Source organism: Streptomyces sp. NBC_00568, from assembly GCF_026341855.1.
In the GTDB taxonomy this organism is placed as follows: domain Bacteria; phylum Actinomycetota; class Actinomycetes; order Streptomycetales; family Streptomycetaceae; genus Streptomyces.
Window position 1 is genome coordinate 5,435,316 of record NZ_JAPENW010000001.1, and the last position, 12,636, is coordinate 5,447,951.

Consider the following 12,636-nt stretch of genomic DNA (forward strand, 5'->3'; position numbering starts at 1 on the left):
GGTTCGTGACGATCCGCGTAGGCATCAACGGCTTTGGCCGCATCGGTCGTAACTACTTCCGCGCGCTGCTGGAGCAGGGTGCTGACATCGAGATCGTGGCTGTCAACGACCTGGGTGACACCGCGACCACCGCCCACCTTCTGAAGTACGACACCATCCTGGGCCGACTCAAGGCCGAGGTGTCGCACACCGCCGACACCATCACCGTCGACGGGCACACGATCAAGGTCCTGTCCGAGCGCAACCCGTCCGACATCCCGTGGGGCGAGCTGGGCGTCGACATCGTCATCGAGTCGACCGGCATCTTCACGAAGAAGGCCGACGCCGAGAAGCACATCGCCGGCGGCGCCAAGAAGGTCCTCATCTCGGCTCCGGCCAAGGACGAGGACATCACGATCGTGATGGGCGTCAACCAGGACAAGTACGACCCGGCGAACCACAACATCATCTCCAACGCGTCCTGCACCACCAACTGTGTGGCGCCGATGGCCAAGGTTCTCGACGAGAACTTCGGCATCGTCAAGGGCCTGATGACGACGGTTCACGCGTACACGAACGACCAGCGCATCCTGGACTTCCCGCACTCGGACCTGCGCCGCGCCCGCGCCGCCGCCGAGAACATCATCCCGACCACGACCGGTGCCGCCAAGGCCACCGCCCTGGTCCTCCCGCAGCTCAAGGGCAAGCTGGACGGCATCGCCATGCGCGTCCCGGTCCCGACCGGTTCGGCCACCGACCTGGTCGTGACGCTGCAGCGCGAGGTCACCAAGGACGAGGTCAACGCCGCGTTCAAGAAGGCCGCCGATGACGGCGACCTCAAGGGCTTCCTGGCATACACCGAGGACCAGATCGTCTCCTCGGACATCGTCGGCGACCCGGCGTCCTGCACCTTCGACTCCTCCCTGACCATGGTCCAGGAGGGCAACACGGTGAAGATCCTCGGCTGGTACGACAACGAGTGGGGTTACTCCAACCGCCTCGTCGACCTCACGGTCTTCGTCGGCGGCCAGCTCTAACTCCCAGAGCAGGCACCTCGATGTGAGCCAGGGCTCGGGCAGCGCGACGCCGCGCTGTCCGAGCCCTGTGCTACGTAGTGATCGATCAGCCCTCTCGGATCTCAAGAGCCTTCCCTAGGAGTCCCTTTATGCAGACGATCGACGAACTTCTCGCCGAAGGCGTGGACGGCAAGCGGGTCTTCGTCCGCGCCGACCTCAACGTCCCGCTGGCCGACGGCCTCATCACCGACGACGGCCGCATCCGTGCCGTCCTTCCCACCGTCAAGGCGCTGGCCGCGGCGGGCGCCAAGGTGATCGTCGCCTCGCACCTGGGCCGCCCCAAGGGCGCCCCGGACCCGGCCTTCTCCCTGCTCCAGCCCGCCGAGCGTCTCGGTGAACTGCTCGGCGCGCCGGTCGCGTTCGCGCAGGACACGGTCGGCCCCGCCGCCCACGACGCGGTGAACGGCCTGGAGCCCGGTCAGGTCGCGGTCATCGAGAACCTCCGCTTCAACGCCGGCGAGACGTCCAAGGACGACACCGAGCGCGGCGAGTTCGCCGACCGGCTCGCCGCCCTGGCCGACGTCTACGTGGGCGACGGCTTCGGCGCCGTGCACCGCAAGCACGCCTCGGTGTACGACCTCCCGGCCCGTCTGCCGCACTACGCCGGCTACCTCATCGCCACCGAGGTCGGCGTCCTGAAGAAGCTCACCGAGGACGTCCGGCGGCCCTACGTCGTCGCGCTCGGCGGCTCCAAGGTCTCCGACAAGCTCGCTGTCATCGACCAGCTGCTCGGCAAGGCCGACCGCATCCTCATCGGCGGCGGCATGGCCTTCACCTTCCTCAAGGCCAAGGGCTACGAGGTCGGCAGCTCCCTCCTGCAGGAGGACCAGATCCCGGCCGTCACCGAGTACATGGAGCGCGCCGAGAAGCTGGGCGTCGAGCTGGTGCTCCCGGTCGACGTCGTGGTCGCCCCCGGATTCCCGGACCTGAAGGCCAAGGCGCCCACCGAGCACACCGCCGTCGACGCGGACCACATGCCCGAGGGGCAGCTGGGCCTGGACATCGGCCCGAAGACCGGTGCCCTGTACGCAGCCAAGCTCTCCGACGCCGAGACCGTGTTCTGGAACGGTCCCATGGGCGTCTTCGAGCACCCCGACTACGCCGAGGGCACCAAGGCGGTCGCCCAGGCCCTCGTCGAGTCCAAGGGTTTCACCGTCGTCGGCGGTGGTGACTCCGCAGCCGCGGTGCGCACCCTCGGCTTCGACGAGAACGCATTCGGCCACATCTCGACCGGTGGCGGCGCCTCCCTCGAATACCTCGAGGGCAAGACGCTCCCCGGCCTCGCCGCACTGGAGGACTGACCTACATGAGCACGCGCACGCCGCTGATGGCGGGCAACTGGAAGATGAACCTCAACCACCTCGAGGCCATCGCGCACGTCCAGAAACTCGCCTTCGCCCTGGCGGACAAGGACTACGAGGCCTGCGAGGTCGCCGTCCTGCCGCCCTTCACCGACCTGCGCTCCGTGCAGACCCTGGTCGACGGCGACAAGCTCAAGATCAAGTACGGTGCCCAGGACCTCTCGGCGCAGGACTCCGGTGCCTACACCGGTGAGATCTCCGGCTCGATGCTGGCCAAGCTGAAGTGCACGTACGTGGCCGTCGGCCACTCCGAGCGCCGGCAGTACCACAACGAGACCGACGAGGTCGTGAACGCCAAGGTCAAGGCCGCCTACAAGCACGGTCTGACCCCGATCCTGTGCGTCGGCGAGGAGCTGGACGTCCGCGAGGCGGGCAACCACGTCGCGCACACCCTCGCGCAGGTCGAGGGCGGTCTCAAGGACATCCCGGCCGAGCAGGCCGAGTCCGTCGTGATCGCGTACGAGCCCGTCTGGGCCATCGGCACCGGCAAGGTCTGCGGTTCCGACGACGCGCAGGAGGTCTGCGCCGCGATCCGCGCCAAGCTCGCCGAGCTGTACTCCCAGGAGCTGGCCGACCAGGTCCGCATCCAGTACGGCGGCTCGGTGAAGTCCGGGAACGTCGCCGAGATCATGGCGAAGCCGGACATCGACGGCGCTCTGGTCGGTGGCGCGTCGCTCGACGCCGACGAGTTCGTCAAGATCGTCCGGTTCCGCGACCAGTAAGTATGCGGTAGCGGCGATTCGTCGTACCCTTGCGGGGGTCTGGTGCCATCGCACCGGGCCCCCGTCGTCCATCCAGTTCCGAGGAAGTTGGTCCAGCCGTGGTTTTGGGGTTCTCGATCGCCCTGATCGTCTTCAGCCTGCTGCTGATGCTGCTGGTGCTGATGCACAAGGGAAAGGGCGGCGGCCTGTCCGACATGTTCGGTGGCGGCATGCAGTCGTCCGTCGGCGGCTCCTCGGTCGCCGAGCGCAACCTCGACCGCATCACCCTGATGATCGGTCTGCTCTGGTTCGCGTGCATTGTCGTGCTCGGCGTGTTGATGAAGATCAACAACTGATCACCGCCCTACATCGGTACGGCAGCACAACTGCACATTACGCAAGCACATTCCGCACGTAAGGCCCCATGTCCGGTACGCGCCCTCAGGCGCGGCCTATCATGGGGCTTGCGTCTAGGGGTGGGGATGTAACTCCAATCACTGGACGCGCGTTGGGCCTTACGTAGACTGAGGCGGCTCGCAGCGAAGCGTCACGCCGACTCGCTTCGCGGCACCATCACGCAGGGAGTTACGACCGTGGCAAGTGGCAACGCGATCCGAGGAAGCCGGGTCGGGGCGGGGCCGATGGGTGAGGCCGAGCGCGGCGAGTCCGCGCCGCGGCTGCGCATCTCCTTCTGGTGCTCCAACGGGCACGAGACGCAGCCCAGCTTCGCCAGCGACGCGCAGGTCCCCGACACCTGGGACTGCCCGCGCTGCGGCTTCCCCGCCGGACAGGACCGGGACAACCCGCCGGACCCGCCGCGCACCGAGCCGTACAAAACGCACCTCGCGTACGTGCGGGAGCGGCGCAGCGACGCGGACGGTGAGGCGATCCTCGCCGAGGCGCTCGCCAAACTGCGGGGCGAAATCTAGGAGTTGAGAACCGGCCGGGCGCCCACAGGTGCCTGGCCGGAGCTGTTTCAGGCGGCTTCGCGACCGGGGCACCGCCCCGTCGCCGGGGTTGCCGCGCCCGTATGCCCGTGCCGCGCCCGTATGCTCGTGCCGCGCCCGCATGCCTGTGCCGCGGACGGTTTCTCGTGTCGCCCCCGCCTACCGGTGAGCACGGTCGGGAACGTCGTCCGTCAGGTCACGCTGATGCAGTAGCGCGGCCCGGAATCCATGATGGGCCGTATCCGCTCGGCATTCCGCACGGCCTCCCCTCGGGCGCCCCGCCCGGTGCTCTGCGGGGAGGGGTGGGCGCGGCAGCCAACGGGCTCCGCGGCCGTGCCCTGTTCGCGGCCGTACTCCGCGCCCCCGCCGTCATCGCGCTGATACCTGTGGTCCAGCGGGACGTATCTGTTGTTGAACCGGAGGACGGGGCTACGACAGCTCACGTCCAGCCCTGATCAATTAGGTTGGGACCGGCAGCGGGGCAAGGTACGCAGCAGCACAGGCAGGAAAGAAGGCGGAAGTCCGAGATGAACGCAGAAAGCCGTACCCGGCTCAACCACACGTCCGAGTGGGCCGCTCTGGCCGAGCACCGCGACGAGCTCGCGGACACCCATCTGCGCGACCTGTTCGCGGCCGATCCCGGACGCGGCTCCGGGTACTCGCTCCAGGTCGGCGATCTGCACGTCGACTACTCGAAACACCTGGTCACCGACGAGACGCTGCGGCTGCTGCGCGAGCTGGCCGCGGCGACCGATGTGTTCGGGCTGCGGGACGCGATGTTCCGGGGCGAGAAGATCAACGTGACCGAGGACCGCGCGGTGCTGCACACGGCGCTGCGGGCGCCGCGGGACGCGGTGGTGGAGGTCGACGGGGAGAACGTCGTGCCGGCCGTGCACGCGGTCCTGGACAAGATGGCGGGTTTCGCCGGGCGGGTCCGTTCGGGTGAGTGGACCGGGCACACCGGCAAGCGCATCAAGAACGTGGTGAACATCGGCATCGGCGGCTCGGACCTGGGTCCGGCGATGGCCTACGAGGTGCTGCGTTCGTTCACCGACCGCGGTCTGACCCTGCGGTTCGTGTCGAACGTGGACGGCGCCGACCTGCACGAGGCGGTGCGGGACCTGGACCCGGCGGAGACGCTGTTCATCATCGCCTCGAAGACGTTCACCACGATCGAGACGATCACCAACGCCACCTCCGCGCGGTCGTGGCTGCTGACGGAGCTGAAGGCCGGTCAGGAGGCGGTGGCGCGGCATTTCGTGGCGCTGTCGACGAATGCCGAGAAGGTCTCGGACTTCGGGATCGACACGGCCAACATGTTCGAGTTCTGGGACTGGGTCGGCGGCCGTTACTCCTACGACTCGGCGATCGGTCTGTCGCTGATGATCGCGATCGGTCCGGACCGGTTCCGGGAGATGCTCGACGGTTTCCACCTGGTCGACGAGCACTTCCGCACGGCTCCTGCCGAGGCCAACGTGCCGCTGCTGCTGGGTCTGCTGGGCGTCTGGTACGGCAACTTCCACGACGCGCAGTCGCACGCCGTGCTGCCGTACTCGCACTACCTGTCGAAGTTCACCGCCTATCTCCAGCAGCTGGACATGGAGTCCAACGGCAAGTCCGTGGACCGTGACGGCAATCCGGTGGAGTGGCAGACGGGTCCGGTGGTGTGGGGCACGCCCGGCACCAACGGCCAGCACGCGTACTACCAGTTGATCCACCAGGGCACCAAGCTGATCCCCGCCGACTTCATCGCCTTCGCGGAGCCGGTCGCCGACCTGCTGCCGGGCCTGGTCGCCCAGCACGACCTGTTGATGGCGAACTTCTTCGCGCAGACCCAGGCGCTGGCCTTCGGCAAGACGCCGGACGAGGTGCGTGCCGAGGGTGTGCCCGAGGAGCTGGTGCCGCACAAGACGTTCCAGGGCAACCACCCCACGACCACGATCCTGGCGAAGGAATTGACCCCTTCGGTCCTCGGTCAGCTGATCGCTCTCTACGAGCACAAGGTGTTCGTCCAGGGCGCGATCTGGAACATCGACTCCTTCGACCAGTGGGGCGTCGAGCTCGGCAAGGTGCTCGCCAAGCGCGTCGAACCCGCCCTCACCGACGGCGCCGACGTGCCGGGGCTGGACGAGTCGACCAAGGCGCTGGTCACCAAGTACCGGGAGCTGCGCGGCCGTTAGGCGCGAATGCGGGGAAGCGGGCGGCGGGAGTCCGTCCGCTTCCCGTAAGATCCCCGGCGATCACGTCGTCGATCGTTCGGGGGAGCGGAAGTTGGCCGGCTCACGGGGGAGATGGACGAGCGACACACTGACGGCGGGCTCCCTGCTGCGGCCCAAGCAGGTGGCGAAGGCCGTGTTCCACCCGGCATGGATCCCGGAGTCGGTCGATCCGTCGGTGGAGCGGCTCAAGCGCGTGCGCATCGTCGCCGGAGCGGTCGCGGCGTTCGGTGTGTACACCTTCGTGCAGGGCAGGTTCGACTTCACGGAAGTGCTGGAGAACATGCTGACGGCGTCCGCCGTTCTGCTGTTCATCACGCCGCTGACCGTGGGCGTGATGCTCTTCGTGTGGCGGCGCACCGGCACCGTCCGGCAGCTGCGGAGCCCGCTCCTCAACTCGCTCAAGCTGCTGCTGCTCTTCATCGGCCTGGTCGTGCTCACGGTGTTCCTGTGGCAGCTGTCGACCTCTCTCGGCGGCATCGCACTCGCGCTGCTGGGTCTGACGGCGCTCTGGCTCACCGGTTTCCTGGTCTACGGAGCGGTGCAGCTGTCCGGGAACTTCTTCGGGTCCGCGGCCGTGCACCGCTGTCTGCCGCCGCTGCTGGCCACGGTGACCACCTGGCTGATGGCCATTCCCGACCTGGTCACCGGTGATCTGCACGGGCTCAGCTTCACCATGGGCATCGTCTTCATCCTGGGCGCGCCGGTCACGGTCACCGCCATAGCCGCCCTGGAGATGAACCGGCTCCGCCGCCGCTACGGGATCAGGCTGGGCGCACACCCCGCGACCCTGCCGGCGCCGCGCCCCGCTGGCCCGCCCGCGTACCCGCCGCCCGGCTTCGTTCCGCCGTGGGGGACACCCTCCGGGCCCGGGAACCCGTACGCCCCCCATCCACACGGCAGCCCGTCGGGCCCGTTTCCGCAGGGCGGTCCGTACGCCCCCCACCCCCAGGGGAACCCGCCCGCGCCCGGCACGCGGCAGAACCCGTACGGGCGAGGACCGTACGGGAGCTGACCGGGATCAGGCCGCCGCGCTGAGGGTGTCCGCCGGCCGGCGGCGGGCCGCTCGGGCGGCCGGCAGGGCGGCGAGCGCGGCGGCGCCCAGCACGGCGGCGCCGCCGAACAGCAGCAGAAGCGGGGCGGACGGTCCTCGCGCGACGCCCGCGCCGATGCCGCTCGACCTGCCCTGGGCGTCGATCAGCCAGTGCGCGAGGGGCAGCCCCAGAGCCGTGCCGACGAGGACCGCGGCGAAGGCCGTGCACCCCGTGGCCGTCACGGTGATCGCGGTGATCTGCCGCGGCGTCAGCCCGATCGCCTTCAGCGCCAGCAGATCCCGCTCGCCCTCGCGGACCGTGCCGCCGATCGCGGTGAGCAGCTCGATGAGCCCGATCAGGGCCAGTACCGCGATCAGTCCCACGACGACTCCGCGCAGCGCTGAGAGCCCGTCGGCGGGGTTGGTCACGGCGTGCACGTCGAAACGTCCGTGCGCGGCGGTGGCCAGCTCCGTGGCCACCCGGTGGGGGTCCGCGCCCGGGCGCAGCCGCAGCTGGTAGAGGGTCGGCCGGAGTTCCGGATCGTTCTCACGGAGAGTGTCGAGCGAGGTGGAGATGACCCGGCCGCCGTTCTCCGGCTCGATGCTCCGCCCCACGATGTGCAGGATCTGCGGCTGAGCGCCCACGGTCACGCGCACCCAGTCGCCGACCCGCACGTCCAGCAGGTCGAGCAGGCCCTGACCGGCCACCGCCTCGTCGGGGCCGCGCGCCGGGCGGCCCTCGGCCAGCGAGAACGGGTAGGGGTCCTGGCGTGTGCCGAGGCCGCGCAGCGCGATCGTGCCGGTCTGGCCGGGGACCAGGGCGGGCACCTGGATGCCCGGGTGGACGCCGGTGACCTGCGGGTTCCGGTCGAGCAGGGCCCGTACGCCGGAATCGCTCAGAGTCCCGTCCGGCCGGACGGTGAGCGCGGCCGCGAGACCGAGCTGCTCGGGCCTGCTGTGAAAGCGGTCGATGGTCGTCCAGGCGCTCATGGCCACCACGATCAGCAGCAGGGGCAGCGCGAGGCGGGCGACCGTGGCCGACGAGCGCGTCCGACGGGTGAACGCCTTGTGCCAGCCCAGGACCAGCGCGGACGGCAGTCGCAGGCCCAGCGCCGCGCGTGCCGGACGCGGCAGCCCGCCACCGAGCGGTGCCGCGGCGCGCAGCCCCGGCACCGGTGACACCCGTCCGGCCCGCCACGCGGCGAGCCCGGTCGTCGCGGCGATGAACAGCACCGCGCCGGCGGGCACCGAGACGAGCGCCGCTGTGTGTCCCGGCAGTCCCTGCCACACACCGACCGCGTCCCCGAGACGCCCCGGGACCCGGCTGCCCAGCGCCTGCGTGAGCGCGCCCGCGAGCACGGCGCCCAGCAGCGCGAACGCCACGTGCTGGAGCAGGAAGATCCGTACCACCTGGCCCGGCGTGAAGCCGATCGCCTTCAGCACCGAGATGTCCCGCAGATGGCCACGGATACGGGTGCCGATCGCACCGTGCACGGCGAGCCCGGCGGCGACCAGCGCGCCCAGGCCGAACAGGCCGAGAACCTGCCCGAGCAGCCGGTTGTCGCCCTGCGCCTCGGCCCGCGCCTGCTGCCAGGAGGAGACCTCGGTGACCGCCCCGGCGCCGAGCAGGGTGACGGCCCGCTGGACCGCGTAGTCCGTGTCGCCGGGATCGGTCAGCCGCAGCCCGATCACCTGCCCGGCGCGTCCGGCGGTGTCCCGCACCGCCGACGGGAGCGCCCACACCAGGCCCGACCGCTCGCCCGGGCTGTACCGGGGCTCGGCGCTGTCGGCCACGCCCAGCACGGTCAGCTCCCGGGCGGTGCCGGGCACGGTGAGGGTGTCGCCCGGTTCGGCCCACAGCGCCCGGGCGAGGCTGCTGTCCAGCACCACGCCGTCCGCCTCGCTGGGGTCGAGCCAGCGTCCGGAGGTGAGCAGCGGGCGCCCCGTGGCGGGCTGCTCGGTGGCGCCGCGCAGTTCGACCACGGCACGGGTTCCCCGTGACTCGACGGCGGTCGCAGCCGTGGGGTAGGGGCCCGCGACGGAGTCCACGCCGTCCACGTCGGCGAGGCGGTGCGCGTCCGAGGACGGACCGGTGTGGATCCACACGTGCGCGCCGTGCGACTGGGTGAAGACCCGCTGCCAGGGGTTGGTCGCGTAGCCGAACAGCGCGCTGGCCAGCAGCAACGAGGCGACGATCCCGGCGGTGGCGAGCACGATGAACAGCGCCTCACCCCGGTGGGTGCGCAGATCGGCGTGCGCCCAGCGCAACGTGGCACGCATCCCGGCTCAGCCTCTCGGCTCGCGGGCGAAGCCGGTAAAGGGAGCGAAGGGGGTGACGGGGGGCGCGGAGGGCAGGGAGCCGAAAGAGAGGTTGCGCATGTCGGTTCAGTCCTTCAGTTCCAGCACGCCGGATATCCCCAGGCCCCGCGACGGCGTGCCGTCGAGTTCCGCGTCGTCGGCGATCCGGCCGTCGAAGAAACTGATCACCCGGTCGGCGGCGCTCGCGAGCCGCGCGTCATGGGTGACCAGCACGATCGTCTGGCCGCGCTGGTGGAAACGGGACAGCAGCCGGGTCACCTCGCGGGTGCCCTTGCTGTCCAGGCTGCCCGCGGGCTCGTCGGCGAGCAGCAGGGGCGGATGGTTGACTAGCGCCCTCGCCAGTGCGACGCGCTGCTGCTCACCGCCGGACAGCTCGCCCGGCATGCTGCGCTCCTTGCCCTGAAGGCCCAGCTCGGCGAGCAGCTCTTCGCGCTCGGCGCGCGCCTTCCTGGGGGAGACCCCGGCGAGCAGGGCGGGCAGCTCGACGTTGTCGGCGACCGACAGGTTCGACACCAGGTTGAAGAACTGGAACACGATGCCGATGCGGCGCCGGCGCTCGACCGCCCAGCGGGCCTCGCCGTATCCGTCCGTGCAGACGCCGTCCAGCCAGATGCTGCCGGAATCCGGCCGCTGGAGCCCGCCGAGCAGATGCAGCAGGGTCGACTTCCCGGCGCCGGACGGGCCGGTGACGGCCACGAACTCGCCCCGCCGTACGGAGAGGTCGACGCCGCGCACGGCGTGTGCGGGAGCCCCTTCGCCGTAGTGGGTCTTGACCAGGTTCTCGGCGCGCAGCACAGCGGTCTCCCCGGCACGCGGCGAAGGGCTCTCGGGCTGCGCCGACGGGTTCTCGGCGCGCGGTTCGGGAGCGGTGCGGCTCATCCCTGCTCCTCCAACTCCTCCTGGCAGCGTTCCAGCCAGTCGAGATCGGCCTGCAGGTGCAGCATGGCGCCCTCGATGAGCAGCTGGGAGATGCGGTTGTCCCGGTTCTCGGTCGTGGCGAGCTTCGACAGTTCGCGCATGGTGTTCAGATACCGGCGCCGCTGCTTGTTGATCAGGGCGATCTGGTCGGCGAGACCCGTCCGCGGCGCGAGCGCGAGCTTCATGAAGAACTCGTCCCGCACCCGCGGTTCGTCCGCCGTCTCCTCGTACCAGGCGCGCAGCGCCTCACGCCCGGCGTCGGTGAGGTGGTAGATCTTCTTGTTGGGCCGGCTCGACTGCTCGACTTCCTCGCCCTCGATCAGTCCCGACTTCTCGAGGCGGCCGAGCGTCACATAGATCTGGCCGACGTTCGGCTGAGGGTACGCGGAGCCCAGCAGTTGCTCAAGGCCCTGCTTGAGCTCGTAGCCATGGGCCGGGCCGCGCGCCAGCAGGGCCAGGAGGGGCAGCCGCACTCGTGCTCTCCTCCCCCTCTTCTCTCTCTTTTTCTCGGTTCGCCCTCGGGGCGTCCCGGCCGCTCACGGCATGCTCTTCATATGTTGCGGGCCCATGTGCCGAACACCCATGAGCCGGAGGCCAATGTGCCGCAGGCCCTAGTATCGCCCATACCTAACAGGTATACATGGCCTCTGACTCCGGGCGAAGGTGCCCGGTGCCGGTGTACAGGGAGGAACCTATGCGGTGGATACGCGCCGCCGGTAGGGGCCTCCTGGTCGTCGCGGTGGTCCTGTCCGGTTACGTCGCCTCGGGTTCGCCCGCCGACAGGGCGCGCGGGGGCGGACGCGGTCCGCTGACGCTGGCCACCGCCGGTGACCTCACCAGCTATCTCGGGCCGCTGCTCGACGACTGGAACCGCGCGCACCCCGGCGAGAAGGTCACCCTCGTCGAACTCCCCGACTCCGCGGACGAGACCCACGCGCAGATGACCACCGACCTGCGCGGCGGTGACCGGAGCCGCTTCGACGTCCTCAACATCGATGTCGCGTGGACCTCGGAGTTCGCCGCTGCGGGCTGGATCTCCCCGCTGCCCCGCGACCGCTTCCCGCTCGACGGCTTCCTGCCTCCGGTGGTCGACACGGCGAGGTACGACGGGAGGCTGTACGCCGTCCCGTACGTCACCAACGCCGGTCTGCTCCTCTACCGCAAGGACATCCTGGCCAAGGAAGGCGTCGCGCCGCCGCGCACCTGGGCCGAGCTGGAGAAACAGGCGAGGACCATCGCGCCCAAGTACGGACTCGACGGATACGCGGGCCAGTTCCTGCCCTACGAGGGCCTCACCGTCAACGCAGCCGAGGCGGTCTACTCGGCGGGCGGCACGATCCTCGGCGACGAGGGCGAGCGCGTCACGGTGGACTCCGCGGCGGCCCGCGAGGGCATCGGCTTCCTCGCCGACGGCGTCCGCGACGGCTGGATACCGAGGAAGGCGCTGACCTACAAGGAGCAGGAGTCCAAACAGGCCTTCCAGGACGGCCGTCTCCTCTTCCTGCGCAACTGGCCCTACGCCTACGTCAGCGCCTCCGCCCCGGGATCCGCCGTCGCGGGGAAGGTCGGCGCGGTTCCGCTGCCCGGCCCCGACGGGCCGGGGACGAGCGTGCTCGGCGGTTCGAACCTCGCGGTCAACGCGCGGGCCGAGCACCCCGATTCCGCCGCGCGGCTGATCGCGTACCTCACGAGTGAGCGGGTGCAGCGGCAGGTCCTCACCAAGGGCGCGCTGCCGCCCGTACGGGCCGACCTGTACGAGGATCCGGAGCTGGTCCGGGAGTTCCCGTACCTGCCGACGCTGCGTGCCGGTGTGCGCGCCGCGGCGCCGCGCCCCAAGAGCCCCCGCTACGACCAGGTGAGCCTCGCCGTGCAGGCCGTGGTGCACGACGCGATGGCCGGGCACCAGACGCCCGAGGCCGCCGTGCGCCGGCTGGCGCGCGAGCTGGCGGACATCTCGCGCCGGGGCTGAGCCCTTTCCTCGTCGCATTCAGCGACCCCTTCCTAGTTACATGTTAGGTAACGCCGCCGTCTCATCTCGGACGTGCAGGGCCAAAAAATGGGCATTTAAAGGGGCAGCTTTCCGCTA

The 12,636-nt window shown here is 70.1% G+C and carries 11 protein-coding genes; 8 read left to right on the plus strand and 3 right to left on the minus strand.

Features of this window, described 5'->3' with window-relative positions; translation table 11 throughout:
• The first annotated feature begins 5 nt into the window (after positions 1 to 5).
• The 7 genes from gap (at position 6) to OOK38_RS23590 (ending at position 7,295) form a co-directional block, all read left to right on the plus strand.
• Positions 6 to 1,016 carry a type I glyceraldehyde-3-phosphate dehydrogenase gene (gene gap, locus OOK38_RS23560; protein WP_266757460.1) on the plus strand — a complete coding sequence of 337 codons (1,011 nt, stop codon included), beginning with the start codon at positions 6 to 8 and terminating at the stop codon, positions 1,014 to 1,016.
• A 128-nt stretch (positions 1,017 to 1,144) separates the two neighbouring features.
• On the plus strand, positions 1,145 to 2,356 hold the full coding sequence (gene pgk, locus OOK38_RS23565) for a phosphoglycerate kinase (protein ID WP_266757458.1): 1,212 nt from the start codon (positions 1,145 to 1,147) through the stop codon (positions 2,354 to 2,356).
• Between the two features lie 5 nt (positions 2,357 to 2,361).
• Complete coding sequence (gene tpiA, locus OOK38_RS23570) at positions 2,362 to 3,138, plus strand: triose-phosphate isomerase (protein WP_266757457.1); 777 nt, start codon at positions 2,362 to 2,364, stop codon at positions 3,136 to 3,138.
• Between the two features lie 98 nt (positions 3,139 to 3,236).
• A complete protein-coding gene (gene secG / locus OOK38_RS23575) occupies positions 3,237 to 3,473 on the plus strand; it encodes a preprotein translocase subunit SecG (protein ID WP_261703385.1) in 237 nt (78 codons plus the stop codon).
• A gap of 237 nt (positions 3,474 to 3,710) precedes the next feature.
• Positions 3,711 to 4,046: an RNA polymerase-binding protein RbpA gene (locus OOK38_RS23580; protein WP_003957010.1), complete on the plus strand. Its 336-nt coding sequence runs from the start codon at positions 3,711 to 3,713 to the stop codon at positions 4,044 to 4,046.
• A 545-nt stretch (positions 4,047 to 4,591) separates the two neighbouring features.
• Positions 4,592 to 6,244 carry a glucose-6-phosphate isomerase gene (gene pgi / locus OOK38_RS23585; RefSeq protein ID WP_266757452.1) on the plus strand — a complete coding sequence of 551 codons (1,653 nt, stop codon included), beginning with the start codon at positions 4,592 to 4,594 and terminating at the stop codon, positions 6,242 to 6,244.
• Positions 6,245 to 6,335: 91 nt separating this feature from the next.
• Positions 6,336 to 7,295, plus strand: coding sequence for a proline-rich domain-containing protein (locus OOK38_RS23590; protein WP_266757450.1), 960 nt, complete (start codon positions 6,336 to 6,338; stop codon positions 7,293 to 7,295).
• Positions 7,296 to 7,301: 6 nt separating this feature from the next.
• On the opposite strand, the gene OOK38_RS23595 is transcribed toward OOK38_RS23590, so the two are convergent.
• From OOK38_RS23595 to OOK38_RS23605, 3 genes are all read right to left on the minus strand, one after another.
• Complete coding sequence (locus OOK38_RS23595; RefSeq protein ID WP_266848792.1) at positions 7,302 to 9,593, minus strand: FtsX-like permease family protein; 2,292 nt, start codon at positions 9,591 to 9,593, stop codon at positions 7,302 to 7,304.
• 105 nt (positions 9,594 to 9,698) lie between these two features.
• Positions 9,699 to 10,511, minus strand: a complete 813-nt coding sequence (locus OOK38_RS23600; RefSeq protein ID WP_266757446.1) for an ABC transporter ATP-binding protein — start codon at positions 10,509 to 10,511, stop codon at positions 9,699 to 9,701.
• On the minus strand, positions 10,508 to 11,023 hold the full coding sequence (locus OOK38_RS23605) for a PadR family transcriptional regulator (protein ID WP_266757444.1): 516 nt from the start codon (positions 11,021 to 11,023) through the stop codon (positions 10,508 to 10,510). The genes OOK38_RS23600 and OOK38_RS23605 overlap by 4 nt, the downstream gene beginning before the upstream one ends.
• 221 nt (positions 11,024 to 11,244) lie before the next feature.
• Here OOK38_RS23605 and OOK38_RS23610 point away from each other — a divergent pair, with 221 nt between their 5' ends.
• The gene (locus OOK38_RS23610) at positions 11,245 to 12,519 is read left to right on the plus strand and encodes an ABC transporter substrate-binding protein (protein WP_266757442.1); all 1,275 of its coding nucleotides are present in this window, start codon (positions 11,245 to 11,247) and stop codon (positions 12,517 to 12,519) included.
• The last annotated feature ends 117 nt before the right edge of the window (positions 12,520 to 12,636 follow it).